This is a genomic window from Metabacillus sp. FJAT-52054 (assembly GCF_037201815.1).
Lineage (GTDB): Bacteria > Bacillota > Bacilli > Bacillales > Bacillaceae > Metabacillus_B > Metabacillus_B sediminis.
Map to the genome: position 1 here is coordinate 2,506,075 of NZ_CP147407.1, position 14,517 is coordinate 2,520,591.

19 protein-coding genes are annotated in these 14,517 nt (G+C 43.7%); 1 reads left to right on the forward strand and 18 read right to left on the reverse strand.

All coding sequences use genetic code 11. The annotated features are described in order from the left end of the window. From WCV65_RS13110 to WCV65_RS13185, 16 genes are all read right to left on the reverse strand, one after another. Nucleotides 1-243 carry an exodeoxyribonuclease VII small subunit gene (locus tag WCV65_RS13110; protein ID WP_035404052.1) on the reverse strand — a complete coding sequence of 81 codons (243 nt, stop codon included), beginning with the start codon at nt 241-243 and terminating at the stop codon, nt 1-3. Continuing rightward, nucleotides 236-1,585 (reverse strand): exodeoxyribonuclease VII large subunit, encoded by a 1,350-nt coding sequence (gene xseA / locus WCV65_RS13115; RefSeq protein WP_035404050.1) that lies wholly within the window; start codon nt 1,583-1,585, stop codon nt 236-238. Before xseA ends, WCV65_RS13110 begins: the two co-directional genes overlap by 8 nt. Nucleotides 1,586-1,619: 34 nt before the next feature. Further along, nucleotides 1,620-2,471 (reverse strand): bifunctional methylenetetrahydrofolate dehydrogenase/methenyltetrahydrofolate cyclohydrolase FolD, encoded by an 852-nt coding sequence (folD, locus tag WCV65_RS13120; RefSeq protein ID WP_338777045.1) that lies wholly within the window; start codon nt 2,469-2,471, stop codon nt 1,620-1,622. A gap of 20 nt (nt 2,472-2,491) precedes the next feature. Next, nucleotides 2,492-2,887, reverse strand: a complete 396-nt coding sequence (nusB, locus tag WCV65_RS13125; protein WP_338777046.1) for a transcription antitermination factor NusB — start codon at nt 2,885-2,887, stop codon at nt 2,492-2,494. Between the two features lie 317 nt (nt 2,888-3,204). Continuing rightward, complete coding sequence (locus WCV65_RS13130) at nt 3,205-3,612, reverse strand: Asp23/Gls24 family envelope stress response protein (RefSeq protein ID WP_035404045.1); 408 nt, start codon at nt 3,610-3,612, stop codon at nt 3,205-3,207. Between the two features lie 20 nt (nt 3,613-3,632). Further along, a complete protein-coding gene (gene accC / locus WCV65_RS13135; protein ID WP_035404043.1) occupies nt 3,633-4,985 on the reverse strand; it encodes an acetyl-CoA carboxylase biotin carboxylase subunit in 1,353 nt (450 codons plus the stop codon). 13 nt (nt 4,986-4,998) lie between these two features. Beyond that, entirely contained in the window at nt 4,999-5,499 is a 501-nt protein-coding gene (gene accB, locus WCV65_RS13140) for an acetyl-CoA carboxylase biotin carboxyl carrier protein (RefSeq protein WP_338777048.1), read from the reverse strand. Nucleotides 5,500-5,828: 329 nt separating this feature from the next. Next, nucleotides 5,829-6,449 (reverse strand): SpoIIIAH-like family protein, encoded by a 621-nt coding sequence (locus WCV65_RS13145; RefSeq protein ID WP_338782287.1) that lies wholly within the window; start codon nt 6,447-6,449, stop codon nt 5,829-5,831. Nucleotides 6,450-6,453: 4 nt separating this feature from the next. Further along, nucleotides 6,454-7,116, reverse strand: coding sequence for a stage III sporulation protein AG (spoIIIAG, locus tag WCV65_RS13150; RefSeq protein ID WP_338777050.1), 663 nt, complete (start codon nt 7,114-7,116; stop codon nt 6,454-6,456). Continuing rightward, on the reverse strand, nt 7,109-7,750 hold the full coding sequence (gene spoIIIAF / locus WCV65_RS13155) for a stage III sporulation protein AF (RefSeq protein WP_338777052.1): 642 nt from the start codon (nt 7,748-7,750) through the stop codon (nt 7,109-7,111). Before spoIIIAF ends, spoIIIAG begins: the two co-directional genes overlap by 8 nt. A gap of 12 nt (nt 7,751-7,762) precedes the next feature. Beyond that, complete coding sequence (gene spoIIIAE / locus WCV65_RS13160; protein WP_338777054.1) at nt 7,763-9,022, reverse strand: stage III sporulation protein AE; 1,260 nt, start codon at nt 9,020-9,022, stop codon at nt 7,763-7,765. A 20-nt stretch (nt 9,023-9,042) separates the two neighbouring features. Continuing rightward, entirely contained in the window at nt 9,043-9,435 is a 393-nt protein-coding gene (gene spoIIIAD, locus WCV65_RS13165) for a stage III sporulation protein AD (RefSeq protein ID WP_269449383.1), read from the reverse strand. A 13-nt stretch (nt 9,436-9,448) separates the two neighbouring features. Continuing rightward, nucleotides 9,449-9,655 (reverse strand): stage III sporulation protein AC, encoded by a 207-nt coding sequence (spoIIIAC, locus tag WCV65_RS13170; protein WP_035404031.1) that lies wholly within the window; start codon nt 9,653-9,655, stop codon nt 9,449-9,451. A 25-nt stretch (nt 9,656-9,680) separates the two neighbouring features. Continuing rightward, a complete protein-coding gene (spoIIIAB, locus tag WCV65_RS13175; RefSeq protein WP_035404029.1) occupies nt 9,681-10,196 on the reverse strand; it encodes a stage III sporulation protein SpoIIIAB in 516 nt (171 codons plus the stop codon). Continuing rightward, nucleotides 10,184-11,104 (reverse strand): stage III sporulation protein AA, encoded by a 921-nt coding sequence (gene spoIIIAA, locus WCV65_RS13180; protein ID WP_051860474.1) that lies wholly within the window; start codon nt 11,102-11,104, stop codon nt 10,184-10,186. Before spoIIIAA ends, spoIIIAB begins: the two co-directional genes overlap by 13 nt. 68 nt (nt 11,105-11,172) lie before the next feature. Beyond that, nucleotides 11,173-11,454, reverse strand: a complete 282-nt coding sequence (locus WCV65_RS13185) for a YqhV family protein (protein WP_035404027.1) — start codon at nt 11,452-11,454, stop codon at nt 11,173-11,175. A 169-nt stretch (nt 11,455-11,623) separates the two neighbouring features. Here WCV65_RS13185 and WCV65_RS13190 point away from each other — a divergent pair, with 169 nt between their 5' ends. Then, a complete protein-coding gene (locus WCV65_RS13190) occupies nt 11,624-11,860 on the forward strand; it encodes a hypothetical protein (protein WP_035404026.1) in 237 nt (78 codons plus the stop codon). Nucleotides 11,861-11,983: 123 nt separating this feature from the next. On the opposite strand, the gene WCV65_RS13195 is transcribed toward WCV65_RS13190, so the two are convergent. Together WCV65_RS13195 and efp are read right to left on the reverse strand one after the other, a co-directional pair. Further along, nucleotides 11,984-13,561: a UDP-N-acetylmuramoyl-L-alanyl-D-glutamate--2,6-diaminopimelate ligase gene (locus WCV65_RS13195; protein WP_338777060.1), complete on the reverse strand. Its 1,578-nt coding sequence runs from the start codon at nt 13,559-13,561 to the stop codon at nt 11,984-11,986. A gap of 349 nt (nt 13,562-13,910) precedes the next feature. Then, complete coding sequence (gene efp, locus WCV65_RS13200) at nt 13,911-14,468, reverse strand: elongation factor P (protein WP_035404024.1); 558 nt, start codon at nt 14,466-14,468, stop codon at nt 13,911-13,913. Nucleotides 14,469-14,517 lie beyond the last annotated feature (49 nt).

Consider the following 14,517-nt stretch of genomic DNA (forward strand, 5'->3'; position numbering starts at 1 on the left):
TTATTCTTCCTCCTGAATTTCGAAAGGCTCCAGCTCTCCGCCTTCACGAAGAATATAATCCATTTGCTTTTCCACTCTTTGCAGTTTGTCATGGCATAGCTTGGAAAGCTTCATGCCATCCTGGAAGAAGCTGATGGCCTGTTCAAGCGGGACATCTCCCTGCTCAAGCTTTCCGACTATTTCCTCAAGCTGCTCCATTGCCTCTTCAAAGGTCACTTCTTCGGGACTGTTTTTTTCACTCATTTGTTTTCTCCACCTTCTCCATGACTTCACATAAAAGGGTTCCATCCTGAAGTCTCACCGTTACTTTATCCCCCTCAGACGCACTGCTGACGGATTTGACAAGGTCATCTTCTTTATAAACAAGACTATACCCGCGTTCCATAATACTCAAGGGATTGAGCGCATTAAGCTTTTCTAGAGAGTGCTGAAACTCTCTCTGCTTTGCTGCAAGAGATTGGTTCATTTCTCTCGTTAATGTCCTTAGAGCCTGTTCATACCGCTGTAAGGCAGCCTTTGCTTGTGCTTTTGGATGTACACGCATTAAACGGCTTTCCTGATTGTTATACCGTTCTTTTTTACCGGTTAGCAGACGAGTCATCTCCCGCTGCAAATCCTCCACAAGATCATCAAGCTGCTGTTCTTTTTGCTCATAGAGCTGCTTAGGATAACGGAAAGCATAGGATCTTTCAAAGGACTTTAACCGTTCTTTATCCTTAGTGATCTTTTCCTGCATCGATCTCATCAGTCTCGCTTTACGGACTGATACTCTTTCCAAGAGTTCAGAAAAATGGGGAACAGCCAGTTCTGCTGCCCCTGTCGGTGTAGGCGCTCTGAGATCTGCTGCAAAATCTGCGATTGTGTAGTCCGTCTCGTGGCCGACAGCAGAGATGATCGGGACGGCTGAATTAAAAATAGCCCTTGCTACAATTTCTTCATTGAATGCCCAAAGCTCTTCGATCGAACCGCCGCCGCGCCCGACAATCAGCGTATCGAGAGTTCCCAGCCTGTTCGCTTCTTCTATGGATGCTGCAACCGACTTTCCTGCATTCATCCCTTGAACAAGGGCAGGAATAATGATTACTTTTGCAATTGGATATCTTCTTTTAATAGTGATTAATACATCCCGGATGGCAGCACCTGTAGGAGAGGTGACAACTCCGATGGTTTGCGGAAAAGCGGGAATGGGCTTTTTGTATTTTTCATCAAAAAGCCCTTCCTTTTGAAGATTTTTCTTCAGCTCTTCGTAGGCAAGATACAGGCTCCCAATTCCGTCCGGCTGCATTTCCTTTGCATAAATTTGGTACTGTCCGCTTTGTTCATATACACTGATTTCACCGCGCAGCAGCACTTTCATTCCATTTTCAGGACGGAATTTCATCGCTTTATTTTGGCTTGCAAACATGACTCCCAAAATACGCGACTGTTCATCCTTCAAAGTGAAGTATAAATGTCCTCTTGAATGGATCTTTACATTGGATAACTCGCCTTTCACCCAAATATCCCTTAGGTGGGGGTCAACATCAAATTTTCTTTTAATGTATTTGGTCAAGGCTGTTACCGTTACATGCTGGATTTCACTCATGACTGCCCCTCCTTTCGCCTGATTGGAGGCTGTCCTAGGAAATAGTATTTTTTGCTGCTTCCACCGTGTTGCGGGCGAGCATTGTAATGGTCATAGGGCCAACGCCTCCCGGAACAGGAGTAATATAGGAAGCTACTTCTTTCGCTTCATCAAACAGAACATCCCCGCACAGCTTGCCAAGTTCATTGCGGTTCATGCCAACATCAATAACGACTGCACCGGGCTTGATATCGTTCCCAGTTATCAGGTTTGCACGTCCAGCCGCTACTACAAGGATATCAGCCTGCCTGGTGATTTCAGACAAATCTTTTGTTTTGGAGTGGCAATAGGAGACCGTGGCATTTTCTTTGAGTAAGAGCTGACCGACCGGCTTGCCGACGATATTGCTTCGGCCGACCACTACCGCATGTTTTCCAGCGGGGTCAATCCCGGTAATACGGAGCATTTCCATAATTCCAGCGGGTGTACAGGAAAGGAAGCATTTTTGCCCTGTCAGCATCCGCCCTAGATTGACCGGATGGAAGCCATCTACATCCTTTTCTGGTGATATTCTTTCAATCACAGCTATTTCATTAATATGTTCAGGCAGAGGAAGCTGAACGAGGATTCCATGATAGCTGGAATCTTCATTGTAGCGGTCAATGACTTTCAGAAGCTCTTCTTCGGAAAGAGACGCAGGAAATTGCTCGAGCTTAAAATCGATGCCGATTTCTTCCGAAGCCTTCCGCTTGCCTTTTATGTAGGAAAGGGACGCAGAGTTGTCTCCGACCAGGATAATCACCAGTCCCGGATTGACTCCTTGCTCCTTAAGTGCTGTTACTTCTTCAGACAGGTTCGTTCTCGTTTGTTTTGCAATTTCTGTTCCGCTGATTATGGAAGCAGTCATTGGGCATTCCTCCAAACAGTTTAGTTGGTTTCGATGTCTTTTCTAATGTTAGAAAGAACTCCATTTACAAAACGGCTTGATTGATCATCTCCGAATGCTTTAGCAAGCTCAATGGCCTCATCAATTGAAACAGAAGCAGGAATATCGGTCTCGTACTTCATTTCATAGGCAGCGAGGCGCAAAATTCCTCTGTCAACGTTCGCAAGCCTCTCCAGCTTCCAATTGACAAGATGGGGTGTAATAAGCGAATCGATTTCTTCCAAGTTTGAAATCGTTCCAGTCACAAGGTCTTTAGTAAAGGAATTCACTTCTTCCTCATCAAAAGCATGCTGCAGGGCATCTGATGGATCAATTTGGCTCACATCTATTTGAAACAATGCCTGTAAAGCTTTCTCTCGGGCTGCTCTTCTATTCATTCGTTTTCTGCTCCTTTTATATACGTTAATATACATTCATTTTATCCATGTCCATGTCTAGCCAAATCATATCATAATTTTGGAGCTGAATCACTTCCAAAATACGCATTCTCGCGACAAAACCGAATAAAAGATTCTTTTTTTCTCTAAACATTCGTTATTTATCACTTTTGCTTCCCTTTTCTCCAATGAATTCGCTGAAGCTTGTGTGGGGTCTAATCCTCTTTTCCCATAATATTACACTCGATATTTTCGTATAGGCATAGAAAAAGGACTGCAAAATGCAGTCCTGATTCCATATGAAAATGATTCGCTTCTTACATTTCCTGATCGATTTCTACTTCAGGCGTTTTAGCGTCAAAAAGAATCCCTACTACATGGACATTAATCTCTGTAATATCAAGAGCTGTCATCGTTAAAAGCGCCTGACGGATATTATCCTGAATGGACTGCGCAACGTTTGGAATGGAAACGCCAAATGCCATGGTGCAATAAATATCAATAGAGATTCCTTCTTCAGAAAGCTCAACTTTTACACCCTTGCCATGATTTTTCTTTCCAAGGCGCTCTGCTACACCTGATGCAAAGTTGCCGCGCATATTCCCTACCCCTTCAACTTCAGAAGCAGCAATACCCGCAATCACTTCAATAACTTCCGGTGCAATTTCAACCTTGCCAAGTGTACTGTCTTCCTGGTTCATTTCTAGTAAACGGTTTTCCTTCATTTCCTGCACCTCCATAAAAATTAGGATTCCATTACTGGATACAGCTCCAGAAACTTCGTGTTAAAATTTCCGCTTTTAAATGTTTCATGATCAAGCAGCTTTAAATGGAAAGGAATCGTTGTAGAGATTCCTTCGATTACAAACTCGCTCAATGCACGTTTCATTCTTGCAATCGCTTCTTCTCTTGTATCTCCATATGTAATCAATTTTGCAATCATGGAGTCGTAATATGGAGGAATTGAATACCCGGGATAAACCGCGGAATCCACTCTGACTCCAAGGCCGCCCGGTGGCAGATACATCTCGATCTTCCCGGGAGAAGGCATAAAGTTCTTTGACGGATTTTCTGCATTGATCCTGCATTCCATTGCCCAGCCTTTAAACACAACATCCTCCTGCTTAATGCTGAGGGTGTCTCCGGATGCCACTTTGATTTGCTCTTTAATCAAGTCAATTCCGGTCACCATTTCAGTTACAGGGTGCTCAACCTGAATCCGCGTGTTCATTTCCATGAAATAGTAACGTTGTTCATTATAATCAAAAATGAACTCAACCGTTCCAGCTCCCGTGTATTGAACCGCTTCTGCCGCTCTCACAGCCGCCTGTCCCATTTTCTCACGGATTGCAGGATCGAGTGCCGGCGAAGGAGATTCTTCTACAAGCTTTTGCAGTCTGCGCTGAATGGTACAGTCACGTTCGCCTAAATGAATCGTGTTTCCGTGAGTATCAGCCATCACCTGAATTTCAACATGGCGGAAGTCTTCAATGAATTTCTCAATATATACCCCAGGGTTTCCAAAGGCTGTTTCCGCTTCCTTCTGAGTAATGCGGATTCCTTTTTCAAGATCTTTCTGATCCCGTGCAACGCGAATTCCTTTTCCGCCGCCGCCTGCAGTTGCCTTTATAATAACCGGATACCCAATTTCCTCTGCAAGGGAAACCGCTTCTTCAATATTTTTAATAATTCCCCTTGATCCCGGAACAATCGGAACATTCGCTTCCCGCATTGTTTCTCTCGCTACATCCTTCGTACCCATCTTTGAAATAGCTTCAGGACTCGGTCCTACAAAGGTAATGCTGCACTCTCTGCACAATTCAGCAAAGTCCGCATTTTCAGCAAGGAAGCCATAACCGGGATGGATGGCGTCTGTTCCAGTCAGGTTGGCAACACTGATAATATTGGTAAAATTTAAATAGCTGTCTCTTGAAGAAGTCGGTCCAATGCAATACGCTTCATCTGCGAGCTGAACATGCAGAGCGTCCCTGTCTGCTTCTGAAAAAACGGCAACGGTCTCAATCTCAAGCTCTTTGCACGCCCGGATGATTCTTACAGCAATTTCTCCCCGATTCGCAATGAGTAATTTCTTGATCATATCAGTTCGCTCCTTATTCAGGCTTTACGAGGAACAGGGGCTGGCCGTATTCTACAAGCTGACCGTTTTCCGCCAGAATTTCCACGATTTCTCCTTTAGTTTCTGCTTCAATTTCATTAAACAGCTTCATTGCTTCTACGATGCACACGACTGTGTCATTTTTTACTTTTGAACCTAATTCCACATAATTACCTGTTTCCGGTGAAGAAGCCGCGTAAAAAGTTCCTACCATTGGAGATGTAATTTTAACCAGGTTTTCATCCTGTACCGATTCAGCTGCCGGTTTTTCCTCTGCTTTTGGCGCTTCCTGGCCGGCACTCTGCTGAGCTGCCTGAACTGGTGCAGCCTGCTGCACTGGAGCTTCAGCAGCAGCTGGCGCTGCGTGACTGTAAACAGCTTCAGGCGCTGATTTTTTCAATAAAAGCTTTGCACCTTCATTTTCGTATGTAAATTCATCAATTGAAGATTGGTCGATTAACTTGATCAGTTCCCGAATCTCCTGGATTTTCAACATAAACTGGCACCCCTTATTGGAAAATTACGTGATAAATGCTAATTACTATCATCTGCTACTAAAACTAAGTCTCATAAACATCTTACGATACTATGCAAGCTTAATTCAACTTAAATCGATACGCTATACAACTTTTGAATGATTCCTGCCCCAATGACCATGATCCTATTATAGTCGAAATGTACCTTTTTTTGAAATGGACCTTTACAAGGGCAGGTTAGACAAAAAGGTTTGCTGCACATCATCGCAGATTTTCGCTTCCCCATCCAGTGTTCCCGTTTTCAGACAAAAAAACAGCCTGCATCCGCAGGCTGATTCTGTTCTATTTTTTATTTGGTCGGTTCAAAGGAAACCGCTACATTTTCCATACCGGCAATTTCGCTTCTGACAAGCATGATGATGTCATTGGCATTCGCTGCACTATGATCTTTCGCTTTGACCGTAATCAAAACCTGATTATCTTCTACCCTTACTAATGCATCATCATAATCCTCAGATTTGATTAGCGTTTCAAGAATGGCTTCCTTGCCTGCCGTGTCAGACAGTTCTTTCATTTGCTCATAAGCTTTGCTTTTTTCTTCAGCAGATGCGTCTTTGCTTGCAACGACGGACTGAAGCTGGCTTTTCAGCTCGCTTCTCTGATCTTCAAGCTCCATGCGAAGGGAAGTAAAGAGTTCATCGCTTTCAACTGTTGAAACGACTGTACCATCTTCCCCGGCTGCAGATTTGGCTTCCCCTTTGGCATTTTCATTTCCCTTTGTATCTTTGGAAACCGTTTTTGATGCAGCCGTTTCTTCTTTCCCGGCAGTTTTTTTATCTTGATTCTGGTCCTTATTTACTGCAGCCATATCGGTTCCTGTTCCGCCTTCAGGAGAGGTAATGTAATAAACAGATAACACTACGACTAAGCTAAGCATCGTTAGCAGCCAAACGGTTTGTTTTTTCAGCATCATATTATGAAGCCTCCTTTATTTTTTTGGGAGCTACTGCAACTTTGAAGCTCTCAACCCCAAGCACTCTTGTCACAGAGTCCACGATCATTTTCTTTATTTGAACGTTGTCCGCCCCATTGGCTACAACGAGTACACCCCTGATTGCCGGCTTCGTATATTGAAGCACGATCGGCGTTTCTTTATCCCCCTGCTTAATAATGACGACCTGCTCATCATTGGTCACATCATCAACTTTTCTTTCGCCCCCGTCCCGATCCGTTTCATTCGTGGACTGGCTTTGGGTGTTACGGTTTTTTTCCAGTACTTTCAGTGACGTTGCATCGACATTAACAACGACAGATACATCATCAATCCCGCTGATGGTTTCCAGAGCTTCCTTCAGCTGCGTTTCATAATCATGTTCATAGCCCGCGATTAAATCCTTTTCGGTATCAGCTGCCGGCTTAAATACTTCCTGAGTTTCTGAATTTCCGCTTCCGGGGGAAACAGCTGCCGGCTGCACGCCTGCCGTTTTGACACTTTGATCAGTCAGGTTGCTTAAAAGCATAATTCCGATTCCCGCCGCGAGCAGCATCAAGATGGTTTTCGGATTCACCTTTGACTGTCCCCCACTCTGGCTGAAGAACTTCTTGATTTTATCCATTAACGATGTTTTCTCACTCATGAACCTGATCCTCCCCTCCTTCCACATGAATCAGGATTTGCTCCTGATCCAGCTCCCATATTTGCGCAAGCAGCGAAGCCATATCCTTCAAGCGGCTATCGGCTATATCCTCTTTAGGAACCATTTCTCTTGATGCATCAATTTGAATGGGTGCTATGGTTTCGACTGCTGTCTGTTCTTTTTCAGAGGGGGCGCTCACATAAACATCTACGGATTTTACATCTTTGCTGCTTCCTATTGATTTCTGCTCATCTGAAACCTGGATGGCGATGTCTCGAATTTCCATTGAATATTCTTTTTCCATATCCTCCCCGGCATCTTTTTTCATTTGGACAGCCATTTGTTCTAAAATATATGCACGCTGGGAGGCTTGTATTTCTCTTTTCTGTGATTCGATCAATTTTTTTGATTCTTCATCCAGCGAAGCATCATTTATTTGGAAATCACTGATCAGCTTGTTGATATCAACAGAGAATAAGCTGAATACAGGATTCAATATAACCACAATCAGCATCAAGCCGATGACCATCTTTGAGTATTTCTGCATGGAAGAGTTCGGAAGCAGCATGTCAATTACGATGGCAAGCAGAATGAATAATAGGATATTCGTAATCCAGCCAGTCAGAAAAGTCATATTCTCACCCTCCTATCGAACCATTAAGGTTAAATTCCCCGCGGCGATAATGACCGTCAGACTGAGGAAGAACATAAATGAGACGATGGCCAGTGCCGCAAAAATATAAATAACACTTTTGCTGATAATATCCAGGCATTTAATCACTGGTCCTCCTCCAACAGGCTGAAGGATCGCAGCAGCAAATTTATAAATAAACGCAAGGGACAGGACTTTAAGCGCAGGAAATGCAGCAATCGCAAGCAGGATCGCAACACCGGCAATTCCGACTGTATTCTTCAATAGAACTGACGCACTTATCACAGTATCAGTAGCATCTGTAAACATCCGTCCTAGGACGGGGATAAAATTTCCTGTTAAAAACTTGGCTGTACGGATCGTGATGCCGTCCGTAACAGCGGCTGATGCCCCCTGAACAGAAATGACTCCTAAAAAAATCGTGAGAAATGTTCCGAGAAGTCCAATTCCTGCCTGTCTCAAGAGCTGTGCCAGCTGGGTAACTTTATACTGATCTGTCAATGTACTGACGATGCTTAATAGAGCAGATAGAAAAAGAAGGGGAAGCACGACATTCTGGATTAAAACCCCGCTCGTATTCATGAGAAAGAGAATAACAGGATGAAAGAATGCGGCAGAAACCAATCCTCCTGATGAAGCCATAAGCGCGAGCAATAATGGAATAAGAGCCATAATGAAATTCGTCATGGATTGGATTGCATCACTTGTGTATTGAATCGCGATATGAAAGCTGTTTAATGCAATGATCATCAGCACCATGTAAACGAGAGCGTATGCCACTTTGCTGACTGTACTCTGCTGAAACGCGTTTTGCAGCAGCTGAAGCAAAACACTGAAGATTGTTAGCAGGATCAGTGTACCCAGCAGCTTTCCATTCGCCAGGATTTCATGAAACAAATATTTCAAGAGTGCCTTCATCCAGTCCATGATGGAAAAATGCTTTTCACCTGTTACAAAGTCATAGAGACTGCCTTTTTGGCTTTCCGGCAGAAATCCCCCATACTGTACAAGAAGCTCGTCCCAGAAAGCTTTAACATGCTCCAGTTCAAGCTTGTCCGCCTGCTGTCTGATAAGTCCTTCTTGCTCGGCAGGATCAGAAGAAAGTGAAGGGTCCACCGTGTCAGCTGCTTCTCCATTTTCCTTCAATGATTCATCTTGGCTGAAGCTGTTTTGGGCAGGTTCATTGCCCTGGGCTTGTACATGTATAGGAAAGAAAATCAGAATACAAAAAACTATGGCTGGCAGCCTTTTCATGACCCCTCCTCCTCTCCGCTCTAAAATTCAGGAATCATTTTGATGACCGTTTCGATAATGACGGTTAAAATTGGTATCGCCATTGTCAGGATCAAGATTTTCCCGCCTAGCTCGATCTTGGAAGCAATGGCTCCCTGTCCTGCGTCTTTTGTCAGTTGGGCGCCGAACTCGGCAATATAAGCAATCCCGATTATTTTCATGATCGTTTCTACATAAATAAGGTTCACATTGGCGTTTACGGCAATTTTTTCAATCATCCGAATGATTTCATATATTTGATCCACTAAATAAAGAAAGATGACACAGCCGGTAAAGACAACAAGAAGGAAGGCAAAGTTCGGTTTTTGTTCTTTGATCACCAGAGCCAGAAACGTAGCTACAAGACCAAGACCAACGATTTGAATAATTTGGATCGTGTTCCCCTCCCTACCCTTGAAACAGGAAAACCGCTTTGATCTTTTTGAATAGGTCATCTACAATCGATGCAACCATGAATAAAATATAGATAAAACCAAGCAGTGTGACCCATTGCGCGTATTCTTTCTTGCCCATTTGATCAAGGATCGTGTGAAGAAAAGCCACAACAATGCCGATTCCGGCAATCTGAAAGATGATATTAATATCGACGCCCATTTTTTAAAGCTCCTTCCTTTTGCTGCTACAGCAGTACAATGACAACAAGCAGTCCGCACAGAAACCCTATGCTCTTGATCATCCGCTCGTAGCGCTGCTGCCTGTCAGCCGCCTCTGTTTCTTCCCGTTCAAGGTGGACCATTGCAAGCTTTATATGCTTCTGCTGCGAGATGAGATCATGGCGGCCCAGCGTCTCCCCAAATTGCTTCATTACTTCCAGTTCACCCTTTTGAAGGCTGCTGGATGCAGCGAGCTGCTCCAGGCTTTCCGACCATGCTGATTTTGTACTTTTGCCTCCGCTTGAAAGAATGTGCGAGAATTGAGTGAAAAACTCTGACAGCGGTCTGTTAAGCTGTCCGCTCAAGTCATCAGCAGCTGCCTTTAAAGGCTTTTGGCTGTAGACAATTTCTGCTTCAAGCGACTGTAATGCAACCTTTATTTCCCGCAGCAGTCTGGTTCTTTTTCCTAACCTGCCAGCAATTTCAAAGCCGATCCAAGTGGAAGCAAAAAGAATCATGGCGGCGCCAATCAGCTTGACCATATAAGTTCCTCCCCCGATATGGAAGCAAATTGCGAGTTTAGGATTTCCATGGTCCGATTGCCATCTTTCCGGCTTAGCTCTACGATCCTCTCAAAGACACCGTTATCAAAAAGAGGCTGAATGGATGGTCTCTTCGAGGCATCCCCGGCCCCAAAACCGTGGACACTGACCATAACCTGAACTCCTGCGTGGACCGCTTCCATGATGGCACTGCAATCCTCCGCTGAACCGATTTCATCTGCAATCAGCACATCAGGACTCAGTGAGCGAATCATCATCATCATTCCTTCAGCCTTTGGACACGAATCGAGTACGTCCAGCCGGTTCCCAAAGGTATGCTGTGGGATTCCATTAACGGAACCTGCTATTTCAGACCGCTCATCAACGATCCCAACCTTCATGCTCTCTTTTTCCGAATCACCAGTGCTTACCGTGCGGGCTATATCTCTCAGTAGAGTCGTCTTTCCCGTTTGGGGAGGTCCGATAATTAGGGTATTCAGCCATCTCCCCTCGTAAAGGTATGGAATCAGCGGCTGGGCAGCCCCGATTTTCTGCTTGGCTACCCTTATATTAAAAGACGTGATGTCCCTAATCATTTTTACACGGCCCCCTGTTGTAATAACCTTGCCTGCCAGTCCGATCCGGTGTCCTCCGGAAATGGTGATGTAGCCCCTGCGCAGCTCCTCTTCCAGCGTGTAAATCGAGAATTCACTCATTTCGTTCATGAGCACTTGTCCATCATCAAGAGTAGCCGTATACGGCAAAAAGAGATGCCTGCCGTTCAATATAACTTCTATAGGCCTGAATAAACGAATCCGGATTTCCTCCAGCTGATCACGATCGCTTTCATTTAAACGTACCAAATGGCTTCTGATTGATTCAGGAAGGACCCGCATAATCTCATCCAAAGACGTTTCCTCCTTATACCTGCTTGATATAGAAAATGTATGCAGGCTTGACCGCTTTATGCCACCCCTCACTTATAAATTCCAGCTAATATAAAAACGACTCCGAGACCGATGAAAATCATTTTCCCATAAGAAATCTCTCCAGCAATTTGAAAGATACCGATTGCCATCGTTCCAATAAAAATAGCCGGCCCGACAATAGCCAAAACGGAGTTAATCGCAATCGCCTTACGGACGTCATTTACAAGGAGCATACAAATTGCTGCAGTCAATTCAATACTTGCTGATAAAAAGCGGAGTCCTGCCATAGCAAGCACGGTTTGATCAAGCCCATTCCACCAATTCTTCATCCTTCCACCTCGGGTCCTTTTTGTACAGCCTATGCGCCTTGTCCATGAAATAGAAAGAAAAGCGTTTTTTTCTCAACTGATTCGAGTCATGATATAATGGAAATATAGGGAAATTTATTTTGGTAAAAGTTTTGCAGTCCGGTACTGCGGAATGAAGGAGGGGATGAAGATGGAAGGATTTTCTCAAGCTTATTTCATACTTCAATGGATTCTCGCTGCAGGCATTTTTCTGGTTATCCCAGTTATCATCATCATCAAGGCCTTGAAAAAGAAGAAGTACCCCAGAAGCAATTTCTACACCCCGTTTGACAACATCATTGAAGGCAAGAGTTCGAGTGAGAAATTGGCTGTTGATCAGCTGCAGGAAGATGAAAGGCACCGTAACCGGTATGGAGAAATAGATTGACCGGTAAAAAAAATGTAAGCTATGTGCCTTGATTCTTTTTACATGCAAGAGAATTTAAACGGAGCGTTTCGTTAGCACTCCAATAGAAAAACCCGGTTCATTTGAACCGGGTTTTTACAGGGCTTATCCATTTTTTCTGCCGGCAAGAGGAAGCAGTTCCGCTCTTGTAAGAAGAATTTTTTTTGCAGAAACGCGTCGTGTGACCGTTCCCCTTTTCTTTGATTTATAAAAAGTTTCAATAATTTTCTCATCAGAGTGCGGAATCGCTTCACCTTTGACCATTTGTGCCCCGTTAATACAGCCGCTGGTGAGTAGTATGATATCGTTAGAATGCCCCAGGCTAAGTGCCTTAATGACACCTTGTTTTCTGGTCAAGGTCGGATGGATTTCAGCTGCGCGGGGTTTACGGAATCCACTCATCACCTGCTCGACAATCACTCGCGGATCATGGTCTCCAGGATGATCGACTGTTACGACAATCTCATCCGCCTTGTTCTCAATGACCTGTGCCATTTTTGGCATTTTTGCAAAGTCTCTAATGCCGATTCCAGCAATCATGACAATCAGCCGATTGTGCGGCAGCTTCTTTACTTCCTCTAAAAGACGAGTCAAAGCAACAGGCGTATGTGCGTAATCCAATATGATCTTTTGACTGTCAGGACCTTTTATAATCTGAAAACGCCCTTCAGGACTTTCCAGATGGCGAAGTACTTTAACGATCTCCTCTATCCCGAACCCAAATAATAGAGCCGCTCCTATTGCTGAAAGAACGTTCGAAATGTTGTATTCCCCATATACCGGAACATCAATACTGAAAGTAGAACCCGCGTATAACAAAGTGAATTTCGAACCGTATTCACTGAACTCAATATTAACCGCCCTTAGATCCGCATGGTTATTTGAAGACAGGCTGTAAGTGATTCGCGGACCGGTGAAAGTACTTGCCAGCCTCTCTCCCATTCCTTCATCATCAACATTAATAACGGCCTGTTTAGCTTGCTTAAACAGTCTCAACTTGCACTCCATATAGTGAGCAAAAGTTTTATGGTATTCCAGGTGCTCTTCAGAAAGGTTCGTATGGATGGCTACATCAAACTTAATATCATCTACACGGTTCTGATCCAGGGCAATGGACGATACCTCCATCGCCACAGCTTCATCTCCGAGAGATACTAAATCCTGAAACATACTTTGCAGATCTATAGATTCCGGAGTTGTTGGAGTACTTTTCTTGTAGGACAATTTTTCCTTAGAAGACCAAATACCTGTGGTGCCAATGGATCCCGATGGCATCCCAAGCAGCGTTAACAATGACCTAACATAAGCTGCAACCGTCGTTTTACCATTCGTTCCAGTTATTCCAACGGTTTTTATTTTTTCATCAGCAGAGCTGTAATACGTTCTTGCAAACTTCGCCATCGTTTCTCTTACATTATCAACCAATATAAAAGTACATAGGGGATGCTTCACGCTTAAGTCCTGAAGAAGAGGCAAGCTGGAGCCAAATACGGCAACTGCGCCTTGTGATAACGCATCTTCAATATATTGATGACCATCATGAGTGTACCCCTTCATACTAAAAAAAAGAGAAAAATCTTTTACAAGCCGTGAATCATAAGCAAGATGAAGGATTTGCTGGGCTGGAGGACCTAATATCTTTTTTATTGGCAATTCGTTAAGCTGGTTAAATTTAATTAGCATGATTGACCTCACAGGTGTTTAGTATAATTGCTTGTGCTGCAGTTTTATTTTTTGTATGAATATCACATTGTATTCAGTTAGAAATTAGTCTAATTCTTATTAGGTCAGGGTTTTTTATACCCTGTGAATAAGTAAACCTATACAAATACCCTCATACTAACTACCCGTTTTATTGCAAATTAAAACCTGCACCTGCACTAATAAATGCGATATTTTTTAACATCTCATTCAGGCTCGAAGAATAGATCGAACATTCCATAATAATCCCTGTGAATGACAAAAGGCATCCAGATAGACTTCCGAATGCCTTTATTCTAAAAGCTAAAACCCGCCGTAGGCGGGTTTCCTATTACGCTCTTGAAACGTAAGAAGATTCTGTTGTGTTGATGATTAATACATCCCCTTCATTAATGAAGAAAGGAACGTTTACGGTAAGTCCAGTTTCAAGAGTAGCTGGTTTTGTTCCGCCTGAAGCCGTATCACCTTTGATTCCCGGCTCCGTTTCAGTTACCTTCAATTCAACCGTGTTTGGAAGCTCCACTCCAAGAGTTTCGGTCTGGAACATCATAATTTGCACTTCCATATTTTCTTTCAGGAATTTCAGCTCATACTCAATTGCGTTTGCTGGAAGCTCGATTTGCTCGTAAGATTCATTATCCATGAATACATGCATATCATCGCTTGCATACAAATATTGCATTCTGCGCGTCTCAATCTGTGCTTTCGCTACTTTTTCACCTGCGCGGAACGTTTTTTCCTGAATGGCACCAGTCCGAAGGTTGCGAAGCTTTGAACGAACGAATGCTGCTCCTTTACCCGGCTTCACGTGCTGGAAATCAATTACGCGCCAAATTCCATTGTCCACCTCTATTGTTAAACCTGTACGAAAATCATTTACTGAAATCATGAATGTGTTCCTCCTAGCAATCTTTTGCCCCGTTGTTGAAAACAGGGCT

Coding starts and splice junctions, on each gene's coding strand:
- WCV65_RS13110 (WP_035404052.1), bottom strand. CDS start 243: ATGAGTGAAAAAAACAGTCCCGAAGAAGTGACCTTTGAAGAGGCAATG.
- xseA (WP_035404050.1), bottom strand. CDS start 1,585: ATGAGTGAAATCCAGCATGTAACGGTAACAGCCTTGACCAAATACATT.
- folD (WP_338777045.1), bottom strand. CDS start 2,471: ATGACTGCTTCCATAATCAGCGGAACAGAAATTGCAAAACAAACGAGA.
- nusB (WP_338777046.1), bottom strand. CDS start 2,887: ATGAATAGAAGAGCAGCCCGAGAGAAAGCTTTACAGGCATTGTTTCAA.
- WCV65_RS13130 (WP_035404045.1), bottom strand. CDS start 3,612: ATGAAGGAAAACCGTTTACTAGAAATGAACCAGGAAGACAGTACACTT.
- accC (WP_035404043.1), bottom strand. CDS start 4,985: ATGATCAAGAAATTACTCATTGCGAATCGGGGAGAAATTGCTGTAAGA.
- accB (WP_338777048.1), bottom strand. CDS start 5,499: ATGTTGAAAATCCAGGAGATTCGGGAACTGATCAAGTTAATCGACCAA.
- WCV65_RS13145 (WP_338782287.1), bottom strand. CDS start 6,449: ATGCTGAAAAAACAAACCGTTTGGCTGCTAACGATGCTTAGCTTAGTC.
- spoIIIAG (WP_338777050.1), bottom strand. CDS start 7,116: ATGAGTGAGAAAACATCGTTAATGGATAAAATCAAGAAGTTCTTCAGC.
- spoIIIAF (WP_338777052.1), bottom strand. CDS start 7,750: ATGACTTTTCTGACTGGCTGGATTACGAATATCCTATTATTCATTCTG.
- spoIIIAE (WP_338777054.1), bottom strand. CDS start 9,022: ATGAAAAGGCTGCCAGCCATAGTTTTTTGTATTCTGATTTTCTTTCCT.
- spoIIIAC (WP_035404031.1), bottom strand. CDS start 9,655: ATGGGCGTCGATATTAATATCATCTTTCAGATTGCCGGAATCGGCATT.
- spoIIIAB (WP_035404029.1), bottom strand. CDS start 10,196: ATGGTCAAGCTGATTGGCGCCGCCATGATTCTTTTTGCTTCCACTTGG.
- WCV65_RS13185 (WP_035404027.1), bottom strand. CDS start 11,454: ATGAAGAATTGGTGGAATGGGCTTGATCAAACCGTGCTTGCTATGGCA.
- WCV65_RS13190 (WP_035404026.1), top strand. CDS start 11,624: ATGGAAGGATTTTCTCAAGCTTATTTCATACTTCAATGGATTCTCGCT.
- WCV65_RS13195 (WP_338777060.1), bottom strand. CDS start 13,561: ATGCTAATTAAATTTAACCAGCTTAACGAATTGCCAATAAAAAAGATA.
- efp (WP_035404024.1), bottom strand. CDS start 14,468: ATGATTTCAGTAAATGATTTTCGTACAGGTTTAACAATAGAGGTGGAC.